Origin of the sequence: Geobacter grbiciae, from assembly GCF_018531165.1 — a bacterium.
Classification (GTDB): domain Bacteria; phylum Desulfobacterota; class Desulfuromonadia; order Geobacterales; family Geobacteraceae; genus Geobacter; species Geobacter metallireducens.
Genome location: NZ_JAHDIW010000001.1, coordinates 346,694 through 366,168, shown reverse-complemented (window position 1 = coordinate 366,168; position 19,475 = coordinate 346,694). Strand labels below are relative to the sequence as shown.

At 55.7% G+C, this 19,475-nt stretch carries 19 protein-coding genes, 1 tRNA gene and 1 pseudogene; 8 read left to right on the top strand and 13 right to left on the bottom strand.

The window, feature by feature from the left end:
• Positions 1–81: 81 nt before the first annotated feature.
• The 5 genes from KJB29_RS01640 to KJB29_RS01620 form a co-directional block, all read right to left on the bottom strand.
• Complete coding sequence (locus tag KJB29_RS01640; RefSeq protein ID WP_215733073.1) at positions 82–429, bottom strand: hypothetical protein; 348 nt, start codon at positions 427–429, stop codon at positions 82–84.
• A gap of 10 nt (positions 430–439) precedes the next feature.
• Entirely contained in the window at positions 440–1,966 is a 1,527-nt protein-coding gene (locus KJB29_RS01635) for a recombinase family protein (RefSeq protein WP_215733072.1), read from the bottom strand.
• Positions 1,967–2,220: 254 nt separating this feature from the next.
• Positions 2,221–2,475 (bottom strand): HNH endonuclease, encoded by a 255-nt coding sequence (locus KJB29_RS19805; protein WP_215733071.1) that lies wholly within the window; start codon positions 2,473–2,475, stop codon positions 2,221–2,223.
• Positions 2,438–2,731, bottom strand: a complete 294-nt coding sequence (locus KJB29_RS01625) for a hypothetical protein (protein ID WP_215733070.1) — start codon at positions 2,729–2,731, stop codon at positions 2,438–2,440. The genes KJB29_RS19805 and KJB29_RS01625 overlap by 38 nt, the downstream gene beginning before the upstream one ends.
• Before the next feature lie 16 nt (positions 2,732–2,747).
• Positions 2,748–3,092 (bottom strand): hypothetical protein, encoded by a 345-nt coding sequence (locus KJB29_RS01620; protein ID WP_215733069.1) that lies wholly within the window; start codon positions 3,090–3,092, stop codon positions 2,748–2,750.
• A 113-nt stretch (positions 3,093–3,205) separates the two neighbouring features.
• On the opposite strand from KJB29_RS01620, the gene KJB29_RS01615 reads away from it, so the two are divergent.
• Positions 3,206–3,541 (top strand): helix-turn-helix domain-containing protein, encoded by a 336-nt coding sequence (locus KJB29_RS01615; protein WP_215733068.1) that lies wholly within the window; start codon positions 3,206–3,208, stop codon positions 3,539–3,541.
• 157 nt (positions 3,542–3,698) lie between these two features.
• Here KJB29_RS01615 and KJB29_RS01610 read toward each other — a convergent pair whose 3' ends face one another.
• Positions 3,699–4,451, bottom strand: a complete 753-nt coding sequence (locus tag KJB29_RS01610; protein WP_215733067.1) for a DNA-methyltransferase — start codon at positions 4,449–4,451, stop codon at positions 3,699–3,701.
• 396 nt (positions 4,452–4,847) lie between these two features.
• On the opposite strand from KJB29_RS01610, the gene KJB29_RS01605 reads away from it, so the two are divergent.
• Positions 4,848–5,120: a DUF2442 domain-containing protein gene (locus KJB29_RS01605; protein ID WP_215733066.1), complete on the top strand. Its 273-nt coding sequence runs from the start codon at positions 4,848–4,850 to the stop codon at positions 5,118–5,120.
• Between the two features lie 17 nt (positions 5,121–5,137).
• Here the strand turns inward: KJB29_RS01605 and KJB29_RS01600 are convergent, their stop codons facing one another.
• The 5 genes from KJB29_RS01600 to KJB29_RS01580 all read right to left on the bottom strand — a co-directional run bounded on the left by KJB29_RS01600 (position 5,138) and on the right by KJB29_RS01580 (position 14,001).
• A complete protein-coding gene (locus KJB29_RS01600) occupies positions 5,138–5,866 on the bottom strand; it encodes a M48 family metallopeptidase (RefSeq protein WP_215733065.1) in 729 nt (242 codons plus the stop codon).
• Complete coding sequence (locus KJB29_RS01595; RefSeq protein WP_215733064.1) at positions 5,856–8,945, bottom strand: type I restriction endonuclease subunit R; 3,090 nt, start codon at positions 8,943–8,945, stop codon at positions 5,856–5,858. The genes KJB29_RS01600 and KJB29_RS01595 overlap by 11 nt, the downstream gene beginning before the upstream one ends.
• 250 nt (positions 8,946–9,195) lie before the next feature.
• Entirely contained in the window at positions 9,196–10,383 is a 1,188-nt protein-coding gene (locus tag KJB29_RS01590; protein WP_215733063.1) for an ATP-binding protein, read from the bottom strand.
• A gap of 70 nt (positions 10,384–10,453) precedes the next feature.
• Complete coding sequence (locus KJB29_RS01585; protein ID WP_246560102.1) at positions 10,454–11,647, bottom strand: restriction endonuclease subunit S; 1,194 nt, start codon at positions 11,645–11,647, stop codon at positions 10,454–10,456.
• Positions 11,638–14,001: a type I restriction-modification system subunit M gene (locus KJB29_RS01580; RefSeq protein ID WP_215733061.1), complete on the bottom strand. Its 2,364-nt coding sequence runs from the start codon at positions 13,999–14,001 to the stop codon at positions 11,638–11,640. The genes KJB29_RS01585 and KJB29_RS01580 overlap by 10 nt, the downstream gene beginning before the upstream one ends.
• A gap of 403 nt (positions 14,002–14,404) precedes the next feature.
• Between KJB29_RS01580 and KJB29_RS01575 the strand changes: the two genes are divergently transcribed.
• From KJB29_RS01575 to KJB29_RS01545, 6 genes are all read left to right on the top strand, one after another.
• Positions 14,405–14,839, top strand: a complete 435-nt coding sequence (locus KJB29_RS01575) for a hypothetical protein (RefSeq protein WP_215733060.1) — start codon at positions 14,405–14,407, stop codon at positions 14,837–14,839.
• A gap of 92 nt (positions 14,840–14,931) precedes the next feature.
• On the top strand, positions 14,932–15,987 hold the full coding sequence (locus KJB29_RS01570) for a hypothetical protein (protein ID WP_215733059.1): 1,056 nt from the start codon (positions 14,932–14,934) through the stop codon (positions 15,985–15,987).
• 52 nt (positions 15,988–16,039) lie between these two features.
• Positions 16,040–16,282: a hypothetical protein gene (locus tag KJB29_RS01565; protein ID WP_215733058.1), complete on the top strand. Its 243-nt coding sequence runs from the start codon at positions 16,040–16,042 to the stop codon at positions 16,280–16,282.
• A gap of 218 nt (positions 16,283–16,500) precedes the next feature.
• Positions 16,501–17,763, top strand: a complete 1,263-nt coding sequence (locus tag KJB29_RS01555) for a DUF927 domain-containing protein (protein WP_215733057.1) — start codon at positions 16,501–16,503, stop codon at positions 17,761–17,763.
• A gap of 366 nt (positions 17,764–18,129) precedes the next feature.
• Positions 18,130–18,205, top strand: a tRNA-Asn gene (locus tag KJB29_RS01550).
• Between the two features lie 174 nt (positions 18,206–18,379).
• Entirely contained in the window at positions 18,380–18,688 is a 309-nt protein-coding gene (locus KJB29_RS01545; protein ID WP_215733056.1) for a hypothetical protein, read from the top strand.
• Between the two features lie 60 nt (positions 18,689–18,748).
• Here the strand turns inward: KJB29_RS01545 and KJB29_RS19800 are convergent.
• Positions 18,749–18,880 (bottom strand): annotated as a pseudogene (locus tag KJB29_RS19800) (recombinase zinc beta ribbon domain-containing protein); the annotation flags it as partial.
• 8 nt (positions 18,881–18,888) lie between these two features.
• A complete protein-coding gene (locus KJB29_RS01540) occupies positions 18,889–19,452 on the bottom strand; it encodes a nucleotidyl transferase AbiEii/AbiGii toxin family protein (protein WP_215733055.1) in 564 nt (187 codons plus the stop codon).
• Between the last annotated feature and the right edge of the window lie 23 nt (positions 19,453–19,475).

The following is a 19,475-nucleotide window of genomic DNA, read 5'->3' as shown; positions in this document are numbered from 1 at the left end:
TAGACCTCAATGAAAAGGAATGTCGCAACGCGTGTTTATTCTTCGAAAGTGTGCAATGTTAGGATTTTCAGGTCTACTCTACTACTTATGATTAAGGTTTTTTTTGGATTCAGTCAAAATTCTCAGAGCCTTTTCATAGCGCTTCGCAAACAGTTCAACAAAAGCAAATCCGAATACAATATCAAATACTATATAAGCTAGCGTACTCCATACCCATGTTGGTTTTTGCCAATACAATGCATAAATTACCAAAACAAAATACATAACTATCACCCACTGAGGCATTTTTCTAATTTTTGCTGTCATTTTCTCAAAATCATTGACGTTTGTCGAGAAGCAAGCAGCAATATACGGCGCAAAGTAGTAACCACTTGTTGCGTCTGCGATTGAAAGAACAAGTGTTGTGATCAGGTAGTAATGATTTGTCATATCGACCTCCTCACTTTTTTGCTCTTCTCTTATTACGTTTTTGTCCCCGTTTGGGTGGCGGGAGATGGATACGCGACGTCCTGTCTCCGTTTGGCCGACGGGGAAATCTGTACGTGATGATCGCATAGTTCTCATAGAGATCGATTCGTTCAATTGCCGCCTTAATAAGCATCCTTTTCTCGCCGAAATCAAGTTGAGCGAATTCGGCTTCGGTCAGATGGAGGCTATGCCAGTCTGGTGGTGGATCTATCGCTATTTCGATAACGTTGTTGCGACGGGCTTGTACGTCCATCAGCCCACCTTGGATTTCCGCCATTCTTTCCCGGGCGTCATCCGGAGTGATGATCCCCTCGGAAATGGCATGTACGAGGTTATTCTTACGAAGCTGGAGTTTTTCCTCTTCACGAGCCAGCTCTTTGAGCGCTATCGTTGGATCGTGTTTTGACTGTTCGTCCAGCCAATACCGTTTAAGGTTATCTAGGAATTCAAGTGTTCCGAACAGATTTCCTGTGACTCGAATATTGAGAGCCGATTGCTGGCATAGTCTTGACTTGGGGCATGCCGATGCGTCATTTTTTACCTGGCAGCCGTAATAATCTGTCCGGCTGCCATCGGATTTCACTTTCGAGTTTTGCCACACTTTCACGGTGCGGCCACAGTATCCACAGTAGACGAGACCGAGGTTGCTAAGCAATGCCGCGGCGTGTCTCCGATGTGTATAGTTCTTTCGCTCACGGCGGGCAGCTCGAATACGGACCGCCCGCTCATCATTCATGACTGGTTCCCATTCGCACTTTATGTGGTCTGTGGATTCCGGGTGAACGCGGAGTCCCTGGTAGAAGAGGAGACGGTCGTCACTGATAGCCCTTCTTACAGTTATTTCTGCCAAGCCGAGTTGTTTTGCTACGGCCTTGGCGCTCATCTTCTCTGCAAGTGTCCAAAGTATCTCCATTTGCTTCAGCTGTTCCTGGTCGATGACAATATTTTTCCGCTCAGCGTCATAACGGTACGGAGAAGAAGGTGTTCCGCCCAACCATTTGCCGTCGAGGTAAGCCTGTTCCCGTCCTTCCTGCATTCTTGCCATAATGGTCCGCATTTCGACCGAGCTAAATCCGCCCTCCATCACGAGCAGCATCCAATCCGAAGAGTGGGATGGATCGAGGGTTCTGCTCAGTGTGCCAAGTTTCACGCCGTTCTCGGCACAAAGATACAGCCAGGAAACATAGTCCTGGAGCGAGTCATCGCGTGACAGCCTAGACAGCTCAATGCATAAAACGAGGCCAATTTTTCCTGCACGTATGTCCATCTCAAGCCGTGCCCGTTCTTTCAGTAGTTCCACCTTCCCGCGCATGGCGCTTGCATTGCCGTCGTCATAGATCTCGTATTGCCATCCCTGCGCCTTTGCAAAGGCAGGCAGCTGCTCCCGTTGCGCCACTAGCCGATGTGCTTCCTTTCCCTTCTCTTCACGAGATTTCCGAATGTAGATTGCAGTCTTTCTGCCATGTCCAAGGGGGATGTCGACCTTTTTTCTTCCCATGGTCCCCCCGTTATGCCACTTTTCTTTGATGGCTGTCCTTGGATTTCAGGGTCAGAATTATGCTGAACAACCTATTGATAGCCTCGTATTGCTCGTCTGTCAGGTCTTTCCGGCAGATTTGGTTGTTAGCATTCTGCATAGGCGATCTCCTCAGTGTGGGATTTGGGAGTGTGGTGGCTCCCCCGCCTATTGATTGTGCGTGGGTGCAACAATTCGGTTTGAACGCTGGGAAAACCATCCGCCGCCTGTACGCTTTAAAACATGAAAACAGCTTTCGTTAACAGCACCGTTCCGTCATCGTTAATCCTCAGAATTTCTTGCTTAAAACGCTCGAACGCAGGCTTTGTCAGCTTTTTTCTGGTTTGAAGCAGCAGTTTACGCATTGTCGTATGTGCCGAGGTGGTCATACGGACGAGGTTTTCGGGCCTATTGTTATTGGGGTTACCGTCCAGGTGGTGAATGAAATGTTTCTTAGGTACCTGACGGCTGTGAACGCGCTCCCAGACCACGTTCCATTTTCCAGTAGATGGCTCCGATTTTGGGATCGCGGGCGATGAGTTGGATGTATCCTTGGCGGGTCTGGGTTCTGCTGGCGGTTGCCCAGAGCGGGCTTTCGCTGGTGAGGTACGGACCGGGTTGGCGGACCTTTTTCTCGTACCAGTGACGGCTGTTGAATCCCTGACACTGCTTGTTACAGTATTTCTTGTACGGCGTCACGGATTGGTCTTGATAGCCATAGAACAGTTCAACGAGAAATTTTTTCATAAATACTTCCCATTGGTCAGTGAGATAGTATCGTCGGAAGTAAACCAAAGCCGGCCAATGCCCGTCTGCCAACAATGTCGAAAAGGGGCAGAGTCACGACATTCCTTCCAGAGACTGCGAAATCGAGTTTAAGGAGGAACTCGCCAATAAATTCTTCGAGTTCCGCTTTTGAAAAATTCTCTTGGCGGCGGTCTCTATGGCGGCGTCTGACAAACCCCAAAAGGGCATGTGTGTAGAATCTGCGTTCATCATTTTTTTGCAGTCGACGCCACATTTCGATGTCGCGCCGGGTCATCTCTGGGTGGCGGATATCGAGATTTTTCAGTATCCAGTCCAGCAACTGCGGGTCGTATGATTCCATAGAGCCTCTCCCTTCACATCAAGTTAGTTATATGTTAACATATAGATAACTATGTGTCAAATAAAAAGTAACTAAATGTGAATGTGACGGTTGTCGCCACACCGGAGATCGGAATGGATGGTTTTGCAGTTGAATTGGGAAAACGGATACGAGCGTGTCGCGAAGCCCTGGGAATCAATCAGCGAGACCTGGCTGCGGCCTTGGATGTAAAGCCTCCAACTATAACGATGTACGAAAGCGGGACGCGCTCGCCATCAAACGCAGTGCTCGTGGCCATGGCAAAAAGATTAGGCACAACGACAGACTATTTGCTCGGGGCGTCGGATCAGCGGGATATTTTTGTTGACGAGGAGATTGTCACGGCGTTCCGGCAGTTCGCTTTGCTGTCGCCCAGGGACAGGCGGGTGGTGATGGAGGTCATACGGGCACTGGGTGCTGTGCCGCTATAAATTGTCTGAGTATACTGAAAAATCTCATGGGGCAGTGTCGAAACATCCTAGCCTGCCCAGTGCGAGTGTAACGTCAGGTGCCCCTGCGGGGGCAGGGGCACCTTCACAAAGGTTCGGCCGAACATGATCCTAACTGGGGGTGTAATCGCGCTTGGGATTACCAACCGTTAGATAGTATCCTATTCTTAGCCATCTCGAAGTACATTTCGTCCATTTCTATCCCGATGAAGTACCTGCCAAGATTTGCTGCTGCTACCCCAGTGGTCCCACTACCCATGCAACAGTCTAGGACAACCCCCTCTTTATTGGTGTATGTAGCGATGAAGTATTCCATGAGTGCCTCAGGCTTTTGGGTCGGGTGTCCGCCACGCACGCGAGGGTTGGGAATTTTCAAAACGCTGCGTGCGTGCCTATCACCGTTGCTGGTTTTTTCCGAATCGCTCTGCTTACCATACCCATTTTGCCCGGTAATGCCTTTGCGCCAGAGTTGATAGGGTTTTCCGCCATCCGCTATTTTGATCTCATTGTAAACGGGCTTCTGCCGATAGAAGACCAAGACGCTTTCATGTACTCTCAGCGGCTGGTGCCTAATATTGAACTGACAAGACCCGCACGACTTTTCCCATATCCATTCGTACCTAAAGTCAGCGGGGTTACTGGCAATCAGGACGGACGTAAAGGGCTGGGTCGATGTGAACACGGCTGCCCCATTGGGTTTGAGCACCCTGTTGATGTTGTCCCATAGCCTGTCCAATGGCAGGACATTGTCCCATTTGTTACGCGATACGCCATAGGGAAGATCGGTCAGGACCAGATCTACCGATTCGGAGCAAAATGTCGGCATGACATGTAGACAATCCCCGTAATGCAGTGCGCAACCAGCGTTACCTTCTTTCCGCAGCTTTTCCATAGCACTACCTCCATACGATTTTTTGAGTTACGTATGGAATTGTGCGAGGGTGCAACAGGAAGGCGTCACTCAACCCATTCAGTCCTGAGCTTCGGCATTCCTGGGTCCATCGATGCGATATAGTATTTGGGATCTTACCCCGCTGACAGTCGTGAAAAAGCAGGGGATTATCATGCTCGCTAGGGTAGCGCGTTCTCTCGGCTACTACCTGGGCCGCCATAGAGAAACCATGTAAGCACCGTGTTGGACCTGTTATCATACGGAAACAAATTTGTATGATAAAACCTCGTGGCTTACCTGCACACCCTGACCTTGTTCATGTCAAATGCTCGAAAGTCAGCGCTCTTAGTCTTATCAGTGAGGATATAGGACAATTTGGAGGATGGGAGGACGGGTATGCTCTCGTGGGAAGCAGTGGAAGTGGAGCCTTTGGATGATTATCAGGTTCGCGTCACATTTTATGATGGGCTCAAGGGTATCATTGATATGAAACAGCTAATTTTAGGTGGCCGTCCGGGCGTGTTTATCGCTCTGCGGGATCCTGAACTTTTCGCCCGTGCGTACGTAGATAGTGGGGTTATATGTTGGCCTGTATTATTTGACCACGGCGTGGGGCCGCTGGACATCGCCCCCGACTCCGCACATGCCGGAATTTCACGCCACGGCTAAATGGGTGGCTTTAGATTTCAGTATCCCCATGCCTCATGTCCGAGCGGCGCCCGGTTCAGCTCATCCCGGTAGAGACGCCACTGGGGCATGAACCGGTCCATGAGAGCCGTGAAACGATCACTATGGGGCCGCTCCAGTAGGTGGACCAGTTCGTGGACGACGATGTACTCCAGGCAGTGGGCCGGCTTCTTGGCCAGCTCCAGGTTCAGCCAGATCCGGCGGGCCGTGGTGTTGCATGCCCCCCATTTGGTCTTCATACGCTTCACCCCCCATGCGGCGGCCCGGACGCCGACGGTCTCCTCCCATTTTTCCAGGAGGGGGGGGATCTGCTCTTTCAACTGGCGACGATACCACGCCACCATGATCCGTTCCCGCCGGGCGGTGTCGCTCCCCTCCGGCACAAAGAGGTCGATGGTGGTCCGGTTGCGGATGCTCACCCTGGCCGGCCCCGGCTGGTTCACCACGTTCAACCGATAGCGCCGTCCCTGGAGATAGTGGCTCTCGCCGGTAACGTACTCCCGGGATGATTGGCGCTCCTGGCCGGCAAACCGTGCCCGGTGGCGCTTAATCCACCCAAGCTTTCCGATCACCGCCAGCCGCACGGCGTCGTCGTTCACCGCCATCGGCGCCGCAACCCTGACCCTGCCATTGGGGGGGTAGACCCCCAGGTGCAGGTTCTTGATGTCCTTCCGGACCACCTCCACGGTGATGCCGCTTATTCGTATATGGTGGGCCTCAGTACTCATGCTGGTTCTTCACAAGATCAAGGATTCTGTCGGTGCGGACCTCGTCGTTCAGGAGCACTGACTTGATGGCCAGCCGCACCTTCTTGACCTTCACGGGGTTGGCGCGCCACTCATCCTGGCGGCTTTCTCGGACCGCATTGTCGACGGCGACGGCCAGCACCTCGTCCTTGTCCAGGTTGTCGTAAAGCGCCCGCCGGGCCGGGCTGGTCATGGCCGCCGGATAGGTGGCCGCCCCGGCCGGATTCTTCGCCTTCCTGGTGAGGGCAACGATCTCGGCCAGATACTGCTGGTAGCTGATGGCATCCTTGCGCCGCTGCTCGATCAGGGCATCCAGGAGCTGCGACATCTTCTCGTAGTACTTGGGGTTGATAGGCTGCTCGTCGATGATGAGCTTGCGGACGTTGTTCTCGATGGTTTCCGCTGCCGTCTCCCTGCTGCCCCGGAGCCCCTTGGGAAGGGCAGCGACTGCATCCTCTCCCCGCTCCACGATCAGCTCGATGAGGGAGAGATCGTCAAAGGCCGAGATCTTCTCGCTCTCCTCGGCCCGGATGTAGGTGTCGATCAGGTGCCGCATGGCCGGCTCGAACATTTTCAGGTCGATGTAGTCGCCGCTGGCCAGCTTCACCTCGTTGCGCACCTTCTCGAAGTGATCCACCTCCCCCTTGATGAGGTCAATCTCCGCAGTGCCGTACCCCGCCTCGGCCAGTTCCCCGGCCAGGTTGGCAAAGGTGCGGATAAGGGCCGCGGTCATCCGGTAGAGCGCCAGCCGCTTCGGTTCGTTGGCCTTGAGCTGCTCGGCGTTGCCCGACTCCATGGCGCAGAAGTAGCGGAGATAGTCAGCCGTGTCGCCGGGCGCTTCCACCGGTTCGCAGAGGGCCTTGATCGCCTCCCGCGCCTCCTCCAGATCTTCCCTCGCCTTGGCCAGGCGGTCTTCCAGAAGCCCGGCCACATCCTCCCGGTCGTAGCCGTCCAGGGCGCCGGAGGTGTAATCCTGCACCGCCCCCTCCAGGCTCTTGAACAGATCCTTGTAGTCAACGATGTAGCCGTAGTCCTTGTCGTCGCCGTCCAGCCGGTTCACCCGGCAGATGGCCTGGAAGAGGCCGTGGTCCCGCATCTGCTTGTCGATGTAGAGGTAGGTGGCCGACGGGGCATCGAAGCCGGTCAGGAGTTTGTCCACGACAATCAGGAGCTTCATCTGCCCCGGCTCGTGGATGAACTTCTTTTTTACCTGTTTCTCGAACTCTTCGACCCGGTTCACCGCCGTCTCCGGCGGCTCATGGAACCAGTCGGCCAGCATCCGTTGGTAGATGCCATACTGGCGAAGCTTTTCCGTGAGCCCCTCGCCGGTCTCCTCCCCCTTGATGTCGGCGGGGGAGGGCCGGTAGGAGGTGACGATGGCGCATTTGCCGGCCAGCTCGGTCCGGGAAAAGAGCTCGTAGAACTTGCAGGCCTGGTAGATGCTGCCGGAGACCAGCATGGCGTTCCCCCGACCGTCCATGAGGCGGGGCCTGGTACTCATGTCGAAGAGGATGTCGGCCACGATCTTTTCCAGCCGGTCCTGGCAGGAGAGGACCTTCTGCAAAGTCCCCCACCGGGCCTTCAGCTGGGCCTTGGCCAGGTCGGTCAGCCCCCGGGTCTTCGCCTCGAACCACTCGTCGATCTTCTTCTGGGAGGTGATGCCTTGGTCGATGTCCCGGGCCTCGTAGCGGAGATCGAGCACCACCCTGTCCCTCACCGCCTCGTCGAACTTGTAGGTGTGGATGTAGCCTCCGAAGACCTCGATGCTCTTCTGCTTGTCGGCCTTGAGGAGCGGAGTGCCGGTGAAGCCAATGAAGAGGGCATTGGGGAGGATGGCCTTCATGGCCTTGTGGAGCTCGCCGCTCTGGGTTCGGTGGCATTCGTCCACGAACACGAAGAGCTCCCCCTTGGCCCTGAAGTCCGGAGGGAGGGCCTTTTTCACCTCGTCGATGTAGCCGGCGATGTCCCCCACCTCCTCGCCGTCCTCCCTGCCGCCGAATTTGTGGATCAGCGAGCAGAGGAGCCAGGGGGCGGCGGCGTTGAGCCGGGCGATGAGGTCGGCGCCGCTGGAGGTGCGGTGAATCTCCTCGTGAACCCCCAGGAACACCTTCTCGATCTGCTCGTCCAGCTCGGTCCGGTCGGTGATGATCAGCACTCGGCCGTCGGTCACGTTCTCCCGGATCCACTTGGCCAGCCAGACCATGGTGAGGCTCTTGCCGCTCCCCTGGGTGTGCCAGATGATCCCCCCCTCGCGGCGCTGCACGTGCTCCTGGGCGGCCCGGACGCCGAAGTACTGGTTGTGGCGGCAGAGCTTTTTGGTACCGGCATCGAAAACGATGAAGTCGTGGATCAGTTCCAGGAAGCGAGCCTTGCCGCAGAGCTGGGTCACGGCCCGGTCCAGGGGATTCCCGACGGGGCTTTCTTCCTTCCAGGTGAGGTAATACTTTTCCGGAGTCTCGATGGTGCCGTAGCGGAGCCCCTCGGTGTCGTTGCCGGCCATGATGAGCTGCATGGTCGCGAAGAAGTGCTGGATGAAGAGCTGCTTCTGGTTGTCCAGGTTCTGGCGGATCCCCTCGGCCACGGAGACGGTGGAGCGCTTCAGCTCCAGCACCCCCAGGGCGATGCCGTTCACGTAGAGCACCAGATCCGGCCGCTTGGTATTCGCCTTGGCATCGGCCCCCTTGACGGTCACCTCCTCGGCAATGGCGAAGTCGTTTCGTAATGGATTTGCCCAGTCGATCAGCCAGACGGTGACGGTATTCTCCCCCGCCTCGGGCTTCACCTTCACCCCATAGCGGAGCAGATCATACACCGACTTGTTGCGGTCATAGGGGTTTTTGCTCTGGTCCCCGGCGGTCTTGTCGAGCTGGTGGAGGGCGCGGCTGATAAGGGTGTCGTCGTGGCCCTGCCGCTGGAGGAAGGGGCGCAGCAGGTCCGGCTCGACGTTGCGGTTGTTCTCCCGGTCGGTCCAGTTGCCGAGGTAATCATAGCTGAGGGTGTCGCGGAACAGGCCGACGATGCGGTTCTGGGTCTTCTTTTCGATCTGACCTACGGGAGTCATGCGTGAACCCTTCTCCTGGCTTTATGCTCCGGCGTCGAAAACCGGCATGGTCCGCCGTCATAGGAATTTATACTGATTTATACGGCAATATTCGTATACTCTCGAATAATTTTCTATAAACCCTGCCATGCTTATTTTAGATTTTGCCCGATATCTAAAATAGGCCGGCGGCTTATTTTAGTTTTTCGATGAACCTCGTCATACCAGCCTGATCCTCCCCGCCGGTAGCTCCTGCATCATCTCCTGCATGTCACCCTACGAACCAGCTCGCCGCGTCCCTGTCGAAAAACTCCTCCAGCGGGATGCCCTGGCCCCCCACCAGCAGCGCTCTGGCTTCGGGATAACGGGTGCGGAAGCGTGACAGGCCCGCGGCTTTGCCGCTCCTGCCGCTCTTTACTTCGATGGCCCAGATGTCGCGCCCCTTGGCCACCACGAAATCGACCTCGTAATCACCCTCACGCCAGTAGGTGATGTCGTATTCAACCGAGGGAAGGCCGTTGCACAGGTGTGCGCCGACGGCATTCTCCACCAGCCGCCCCCACCAGATCGTATCGGCGATGGCATCGGCCATGCTCCGCGTGGAAAGGGCATTTACGAGGGCGTTGTTCCAGAGCAGCAGCTTGGGGCTGCTGCCCCGTTTCCTCTGCACGCCCCGCGAGAACAGCTCCAGGCCGCTGGCAAGGAAGGCGGATTCCAGCAGTTTCAGGTAGTGGGCCAGGGTGGTGGTGTTGCCGGCGTCCTGAAGCTGGCCGAGCATCTTGGTGTACGAGACGCATTGGGAGGGGAGCGTGGCGGCCAGGGCGAAGAGGTGGCGCAGCAGCACCGGCTTGGCGACCTTGCTCATCTGGAGAACGTCGCGGGCCAGCACGGTTTCGATCAGGGAGTCGGCAATGTAGCGCTTCCACGATGTCTCATCGTCGACAAAGGAGGCAGCGCCCGGATAGCCGCCGAAATAGAGCCACTGCTCCAGACTCCAGCCGAAGGCGTCGCGGCACTCCGGATAGCCCCAGTGGGTGCAGCGATGCAGAAAGAGCCTGCCGGCAAGGCTTTCGGTCAGCCCCTCCTGCATCAGAAGGGCCGACGACCCGAGGATCAGCACGCGGATCTCCGGTCCGCCGGAGCGGTTATCCCAGAAGAGCTTGAGGGTTTCGCTCCACCCCCGTACTTTCTGCAACTCGTCGAGGATGAGGAGCACCGGGCCGCCGGACGGGGCACTTTCGGCCACGGCACGGCGCCACTGGGTCTCAATCCAGGCCGAATCCAGCGGTACCGGGCTGTCTGCGGTGGCGTAGATGGAGGGGATGCCGATGGATTCCTGAATCTGGCGGGCGATGGTGGTTTTTCCCACCTGCCGCGGGCCGATCAGAACGTGGACCACCGGGGTCGGACGGGACAAGGCAGCGCGAAGGGTTGATAAAAGGGGACGTTCGTAGTTCATAACCGCCTTATATCATACGGCAATTCAGGGCACAATCAATTTTACTCAGTCGTTGAGTAATTTTACTCAATCATGCCAGACGTGTCCTCCCGGTCAACAGCTCCTGCATCATCCCCTGCTTCAGCAGCTGGGTTTTGTGGCGCTTTTGTTCCAGGGCGGCGATCTCGGTGTCCATGTCGGAGAGGATGGTGGCGATTGCGGTTTGTTCGGAGAAATTTCTCGGAAGAGAAATGAGCATATCAGTTAACGTACTCATAACAATGTAAGGTGTATTGCCAGCATTAACTTCTGATCTCAAACGATCTTGGAGATTTCGTTCCATGTAACGCTTTATATATTGAATGGTTGCATTAAACCCCGTTAAAACATAAGTTCGCTGATATGCATTGAATTTACCTTTATAGTAATGAATGTAGCCAACATTTGCCCCATTCCCAGAAACTAATAATGCTTCCGCATCAAAAGCGAAGGTATCTATTGCGTAACGTTCTCTAGCACAGGTAAAGAAAGGATATTCTCCATCAGGTACCATTGCATTTGCATCTAGCTTCCCTGTAGTAATCTTTTCACACAAATCCCCCAGCCTCTTCACCTCCCACTCCCCACTGAACCCCGGCAGGCGGCGCTTGCCGGTCAGCAGTTCCTGCATGGCGGCCTGCTTCATGTCGCGCTTCTTGGCGATGAGCCGGTCCAGCGAGGCGATGAGGGCATCCACGTCGGAGAGGACGGCGGCGATGGCGCGTTGTTCTGAAGGCCGTGGTACAGGGACGGGAAAAGATTCCACAATTTTACGATCCACTTTAACCATCGAGCCGCTTGAACCGCGTGCATTGTCTGAAAAAAATCGACGCCCAAATGTCGAAAGAAGCCAAAGAAGCAAGAATTCCTGGTTTAGAGATTCCCGTAAACGGACCCGCATCAAGAGGTCGGGATAAGAACATGGCTTTGGATAACCTGGATATATGCCCGCAAGACCAACCCTATCTGGTGTATTGGATCGGCTGATGACAAGGTCGCCAGCTGACAGAAGATTCGATATGATTTTCGGGTCATTAGCCGGCGCAGGTTTTACGCCCGTAATATTGAAGCCGTCTGACGATACTGCTGAGAGCGAAAGTATCCAAACTCCTGTGGGATGAGAGGGGCAAATTGGGCTATACCCGTTCTTTATAGGCTCTCGCAGGTGACAACCTAATCGAGAGCATTCCCACTCCTCCGGAATCACCCCCACCTCGGTCTGCTTGTGCCCCGGCCTCACTCCCATACAAACCCCATCCGCTGCAAGTGCTCACCCACCCTGGCACTCAACTCCTCTACCTCCACCGTCAACCGCGGCAGCGGCGTGGCGTAGCGCTCCGCCAGCTCCCTGATCCGCCCGGCAAGGGCCTGGGATACCCGGTCCAGCTCGGTCTGCACGTCGGCGGCCAGGGTGGCCAGCCACTTGCCATCCACCACCAGGGCCTTCACCTCAGCCTCGGTCAGGGTGGCGTACTTGGCCGCAACCCTGGCATCGAGGGCCTTGCGGGCCTCCTTCACTTTTTTGCCGGCGGCGGCTTCCTCTTCGATCAGCTCCAGGTAATCGGTGAGGAGCTGCCGCTCGTCGTCCGCCTCCCGGTCGTGCCGGATCGCCTTGAGCCGGTCCTTGACGCTCTTGGCGGTGAGCTTCCCCTTGTCGGTCCGGGCCTCTTCCAGAAGCCCCTCTTCGCCGCCGTTCTCCTCCTCCAGCTCTTCCATCCGGCGGCCCACGGCGTCCCGCTCAGCCTCCAACTGCTCAATTCTCTCATTGTCCGCCGCGAAGTAGCGGCCCACAATGAGGGGTGGCGGGATCAGGTCCGGCGTCCCCTGCCAGCCGTCGCCAACGATGAGGTAGACGTCGTCCTGCATGGTGTCGGTCCAGTAGGTCATGAGGTGCTGATAAACGTCGTAAGGGTCGATGAGGGGGAGATCGGCGAAGGCGGCGAGGAGCCCCTCGCTGATCTCCTCGATCAGCTCCTTGGGATGGCTGCCGGCGGCGATCCCCTTCAGGGTGGGGGTGACGACGCCCTGCCAGCGGGCGAAGCGGTCGGAGACCGAAAGGGTGAAGGCGGCGAATTCGGGGTGGCCGAAGATGGTGGCCTTGATGCTGCCGGCCTCCACGGCAAGCCGGCTGTAGCCCGGCCGGTCCGCCGGGGCAAAGAGCTCCCCCTTGAGTCCGGGGCAGACCCTCCAGTAGGAGGCGAGCCCCTCCACGTCCCGGTCCGGGATTCCCCCCTTCAGGTGGGCTTCGATGTCCTGGAGGTCTTCCGGCTCGGTGGCGTCGATGTAGCGGGGGATGTTGAGGTTGTAGTCGTTGGCCTCGATCTCGGCCCTGCTGACCATGCGGGAGTATTTGTCGATGGCGGTCTGGCGGGTGAAGACGTCGACGATCTTGTGGATGTCCTGGTGGCGCAGGCGGTTCTTGTTGCCGTCCTTAACGAACCCCTTGCTGGCGTCGATCATGAAGATGCCGGTGCGGGCGGCGGCGTGCTCCTTGTCGATGACGATGATGCAGGCCGGGATGCCGGTGCCGTAGAAGAGGTTGGCCGGCAGCCCGATGATCCCCTTGATGTACCCCTTGCGGACGAGGTTTCTGCGGATCTCCGCCTCGGCGTTCCCCCGGAAGAGGACCCCGTGGGGGAGAATCACCGCCCCCTTGCCGGTGCTCTTGAGGGAGGCGAGGATGTGGAGCAGGAAGGCGTAGTCGCCGTTTTTGACCGGGGGAATCCCCAGCTCGAAGCGCCTGTATTCGTCCTCGGCCGGGTTGAAGCCGTTACTCCAGGCCTTGGTTGAGAAAGGGGGATTTGCCACGAGAAAGTCGAAGGTTTTCAGGTGGTTGCCCTGTTTGAAGTGGGGGGCAGAAAGGGTGTTGTCCTTCCAGATCTCCGCCGTGGGGCAATCGTGGAGAATCATGTTCATGCGGGCCAGGGCGGCGGTGGCGTTGTCCATCTCCTGGCCGTAGATGGCCAGATCGAGGCCGGTACTGCTCCGGGCTTCGTCGTGGGCCTTCAGGAGCAGGGAGCCGGAGCCGCAGGTGGGGTCATGGATGGTCTGGTCGGCGCTTCTGGCCCCGTTGAGGCCGATGACCTTGGCCATGATGCGCGACACTTCGGCCGGGGTGTAGAACTGTCCCTTGCTCTTCCCCGACTCGGTGGCGAAGTGCCGCATGAGGTATTCGTAGGCGTCGCCGAGAAGGTCGTCCCCCTCCGCCCGGTTGCCGCTGAAGTCCAGCCCCTGGAAGATGCCGACCAGCTTGTCAAGCCGGTCCACCATCTCCTTCCCCTTCCCCAGCTTGTCGGGGTCGTTGAAGTCGGCCACGTCGATGATCCCCTTCAGATCGTTGGCCTCGGCCAGTCTCCCGATGATCGTGTTGATCTTATCGCCGATCTCCTTGTCCCCCTTCAGGGCCACCATGTCGGAGAAGCTCCCTCCTTCAGGCACCTCAATAAGGGCGTCGGGCCGGCCGGCGTATTTGTCGGAGACGTATTTCACGAACAGAAGGACCAGGATGTAGTCCTTGTATTGGGAGGCGTCCATCCCGCCGCGCAGTTCGTCGCAGCTTTTCCAGAGGGATGAATAGATTTCGGATTTCTTGATGGCCATGGGGCACGTACCTGCTTTTGCGATTATCAGACTGTTCGCGTTGTCGCAGCGGGGTAACGCTCGCGTAGGGATGACGGAAAGCGATCAGTCTTCTTGTAATACACTCGTGCCAATATGGAGTCAACGACTGCTCATACGCCTGCCTGAAGGGTGAGACTCTCCCGGCACGACGATCTGAAAACCGTCAAAGTAAAGACGTTTTATAAAAGACCGATCTTACGCCCTCTTGTAACGCTCACCCCAGTTTCTTTCCTGAAATTTCTGTCCTGCCTGCCGGTTGCCAACCTCTGCGGATAGTGAAATCCGCTGACGGTATCATTGCGCCAACACTCCGCAACCCGATAGCTGTTGCACCCCTGCACAATATACACACAAGCATCAGCATCAAGATCACGGAGGCAGTATGAACTATAACGATGCAGTGAAAAAAATGGCGGCCAGGTACGGCATCCCGCAGAAAATTATCAGGTATTTGATAGGGTGTAACGTGTTCACTCAAACCCTCGACCGTGAACGAGACCTCTACATTTTGGAATTCCTTGGGTGGGCGTGGGGTAACAATACACTCCTGCGAGTGCAACTAGCCGCACTGCCCCGAGTCCGTCGGTCACGCCTCGCTGAGACTGCGGATCTCAACAAATGGGAACGATATGTATACGGCAGGTACATGAACGCCGAGAGGATTATGGCCGTAGTGGTGGCGGCAGAAATCGAGGCGATTTTTGGCGTTGCGATCTCCGACGATACGATGCGCCGGATAAAACAGATCCGGCGAAAGGTGCAAAATGCACGACATTACAAGCTGAAAAGACAGATAACGTTTGGAGGGGATATATGAGCCAAGCGCCTCTCTTTCAGGCCGCGACGGTCGGCCACATATGGACAAATTTCGTAGCTCCATACTTAAAAGGGGTTTACTGCGAGATAGCGATGGAGCTCCTGCTGCTCCTTGAGCGTGAATGCGCGGTTGTCTCTTCGGTTTCTGACTCCGACGACGCAGACAGCTGGTTTAGACCCCACGCTTCCGAGATTCTCAAGCAGGTAAGTCTGGCTGAACATGCATCCCGAGTTCTTAGTGAAATGGTAGGGATTATTCCGCCGACGAGGCTGATTGAATACCGGCTGCTGGTTATTGCTATCCTGGGGGCTGACATCTCGAACTACCTGCACAAGAGTGGCGGGGTGCGGTATCATCCGGTGATTAGTGCTGCCTGGCTCCGACAATTTGTCGGGGAACGCCTGGGCCAGTCTGAACGCGATGCGGTCTCCACGGCTGTCTGGACTCACCACATCGATATTAGCGGCTCATCTCCACTGTGCGCACCCCTGCGTCGAGCTCAAATGCGAGCCAGGGCGGCTGAACTCGACGATATTTCACCAAATCTGCCATCTCTGACACGCGCGTGGCGAGAGATTCCAGTCCTGTCATTCCAGATGAAGGAGGAAAATTTCTTAATTCCACCCACCGTCCGGCTCACAAACGTTGCCCAACTGGATTGCAGCGAGATCCCGTTGGGATGGTTGGATATTGGCCAATTTTTGAAGGAACTGGACACCATTATTGATCGATGCCCGCCAGGAGACTTGGCGCTTTCGACCAGAAAGGGACCGATCTATTTTGCTCCCCACACTCTGTATCGAGTTTTCCGCCGCTTTGCTCTCTGTAGCGGCTGGTCCAGTGTGCTTCTGTATGATTCTCACCCGTTCGAGCGCCAGCGTCTGATGAAAGCTCTGATCCTTAAACTGTACGAAGCGAATGCCATTCTGGGAGAGTATCCTGCACAGGGTTTCTTTTCTAAAATTCATGTCGTCCAGTATCGCGATGGACATTGCAGGACCATGCCCCTGATTGTTTTCTGGGGGAGAGAGTTCCCACTGACGCTCCGAAGGCTTGCACTCCCAAAACCGGGATGGTTGGCAACTATCGAAAAAATATGGCCGATCAAGGTCAGGGGTGATGCCGACAATGAGGGGGGGGTGCCATGACGCACAGTAGTTAGAAAATGCTCTATCTACGGAGGATGTCATGGGCAAACGCATGTCTGAAAACAATGACGACAGATCTTCGAAGCCATCAAGTAGTGCGGGGGGAGAGGGGCATCCTGCACCTGACCACCCAAAGCCCCAACTGCTGGCGGTACCGGGCCGCGACACCAGCAATGGATCTGCGCCGCGCAATGGGGCGGTGGCCGAACACCTGTATACGTACGGGCATTGTTTCGGCGATGGCCTCACGATCCGCATCCTGGCCTACTTACGAGACGTGCGGCAGGAGAACTGAGGCAAACTTGTTGAGACCACAAATCTGGACGGACACACTCACAGGTTCATCATTCCGTATGCGGACTTTGCGGGGAGTGGCACCGAGTCCTGTAGAAGACTATTGTCGCGAGGGATTCCAATCCCCCCCGATCCAAAAGTGCGCAGACTCCTCCGGGAGTATATATTTTTCACAGAACCGGAAAACGGCACGCGTGCCTTGGCTGTAGCTAAGTCTGGATGGCACGGGGAGTTTACCAGCCCGGAACAAGCGGAAGCGAGGGGAAGTTTGCGGTTAGCGGGAATCTAGAGCATTGGAAAAATCATGTTGCCGTCTATTGCCCCGGCAATAGCAGGCTGATCTTTTCTATGTCCTCTGCCTTCGCGGCACCCCTGCTGCGGCCGCTGGGAATGGAGGGAGGCGGTTTTCACTTGTTCGGCGACAGCACTGGTGGCAAGTCGACATTTCTCAAGATTGTAGCAAGCGTTTGTGGCGGACCAGACTATATAAGGGGGTGGCGGTCAACGGACAACGCCCTGGAGGAGGTTGCGGCAGGGCATAATGATGCACTCCTCATTCTGGACGAGATGGCACAGATTGATCCCAGGAAAGTCGGGGATATTGCGTACATGCTGGCCAATGAAATGGGGAAACTCAGGTCAGGGTACTCGGGAACGAGACCCCTGCTAACTTGGCGCCTGCTAACCCTTTCTAGCGGAGAGATTACCCTCTCTGAATGCATGCATGCCGGTGGCAAGAAGGCCATGGCTGGTCAGGAGGTCCGTCTGGTAGACATACCGGCTGATGCTGGAGCAGGCTCTGGCCTCTTTGAATGCCTTCACGGCTTCGAACGTCCCGAGGAACTTGCCTCACTCATGCAGACAAATGCTTCTTGCGTGTATGGATCCCCATTCGTGGAATTCCTCGAGTGCTTGACGGCAGACCTCCAAGGTGGCCTAAGGATCACCAGGGATGCCATGAGTGAGTTTTTATCTCAGTTTCAGCGTCCTAACGCCGCCCCCCAGCAGCGAAGGATCATGAAGCGGTTCGCTCTCGTTGCGGCGGCAGGGGAGTTGACAACCCACTATGGGATAACCGGTTGGCCTCCGGGAGAGGCTATGCGAGGAGTTGCCAAGTGTCTTCGAGATTGGGAGGCTTTCAAGTACGGCGATGAAATTCAGAGATCTGATCAGATGGTTGAACAGGTTCTTTGTTTCCTTGAATCCCAGGGCAAGAGTCGCTTCCAGGATCTTCAGGATCGGAATTTCCCGGGCGCCGGATGCGCTGGTTTCCGTCACGGGAACGATAACGGCGTTATTGACTTCTTCATAAAGCCTGAAGTATTCCACACGGAGGTATGCGCCGGCTTCGACACTCGGCAAATGTGCAGACTTCTGTCATCAAGAGGTATCCTCATCGCGCCCACTGGAAGGTACGAGGTGTTACAGCGAGTACCGGCCTATGGTGGTAAGGCATGCCGCTTCTACCATCTTATGCTCTAAACAACAGCGAGTGACAGGTCGAATGCCTTCGCTTTCACGGCATAATAGTCTCGAGTTCATGGATGGTTACACTGGTTACATGGTTACAATGCTGGAACCATGCGTAATATGGACGCTTTTTACGTCGACGTGTAACCAGTATCATGCAGCTCAGTGGTTACGCTGGATACGTGAGGCTGTGGCAATCGAACCCAGCCTACCATCGGCAGGAATGTTATTGACATCCCAAATCTGGTATGGTAAAAAAATCTCCGCTTTGCGCTACAAAAGTTTTGGGCTGTAAATTCAAGCACTTCTAAGCAGGGTTTGTAGCCGAAAACCAGCAAAAAGCACCGTAAGGTTAACAACTTACGGGAAACATTCCGATCCCCAGTAGCTCAGTCGGTAGAGCAGGTGGCTGTTAACCACCTTGTCCGTGGTTCGAGTCCGCGCTGGGGAGCCAAACGTGACGCTCAGCAAATTTCTTTGCTGAGCTCAATATAGATGGATCTATGGCAGGCAACTCCCATAGATCCATTTTTATTTTTCCCACCTTCTTACCGTCCTTGTCTTTTCCCTCTTCTTCGAAATAAATGACCTTCTTCACGAGCAGGTGCAGCAGATCATATTTCTCGTCATGAGTCAGATGATCATACACATCCTTGAAGATTTTGAAGTTCTCCCGGATCATGTCGGCGCTGAGAATCTTGTTCTCCAGATCATTGGACTCAAACTCGATGGCTTCGATCTCTTTCCGCATCTGCTTTGCCTGAATCTCCAGCCCGTCAAGCTCCTTGGTGATGTAGCCAGAGCGATTATTCTGGGTACCTCCCTCGCCAAGGACCTCAAGCAGATTTTTTGCTTTTTTGTCCACCTGGGTCAGCCGGTCCGTCAGGACCTTCTTCTTGGCGGCAAGGGCTTTCACCTTTTCCCGCTGCTCCTTTGAAGCATTCTCGACGACACCATCAATAATCCGTGGATCTCCGGCAAGAAACTTCAGCTCATTCACAACCAGGTCTTCCAGCTTACGCGCATGGACACTGCCGATCCGGCATTGATCCTTGCTGTGATCATTATTCACCATGCACCGGTAATAGTAATATTTCTTCCCCTTGGAATAGGAAAAGCTCGGCGACATGGATGAACTCAGGTGTCAAACGGCACACCGGTAGTCCTTGGAGCAAATGCGGTCAACTTGTCCGCCAGCAGGCTTTCCACCGTGGGAACCGTGACGAGGATCTCCCTCCTGATCTCCAGGATATCAGGCATAATCGGTTTGACTGTCACCTCATGCGGCACATGCGGTTCTTCCACGACATCCAGAAAGACATAGGGTGCCGGGTTGCCGACAACAAGGGGGGTGTAGAAAAACTTGAAATGTCGCCGCTCCGGCAGACCACGGGAGCCCCGTTCATCTTCTTCATAGCGGATGAACGGCGGTACCTTTGCTACTTCTGCCAGAACCCGATCCAGTTCTGCCGTCGGCGCCGAACAGAGGATATCAATATCGATGGACAGCCGGCGGATGACCGGGACATGCAGCAGGAGACTTGTGCCACCTTTGAAGACAAACTTCAGATCGCTCTCGGCAAGGTGTCCTAGGAGGGCAAAGGCATGGAGTGCCCTTTCAAGAAGGGAAGGGTCTACCCCCTTGAGTTCTTTTCTCTTTTTGTCCAGCCAGTCGGCTGTGAAACAGATTTCAGCGATCATATTATTAACCCATTAACTCCACC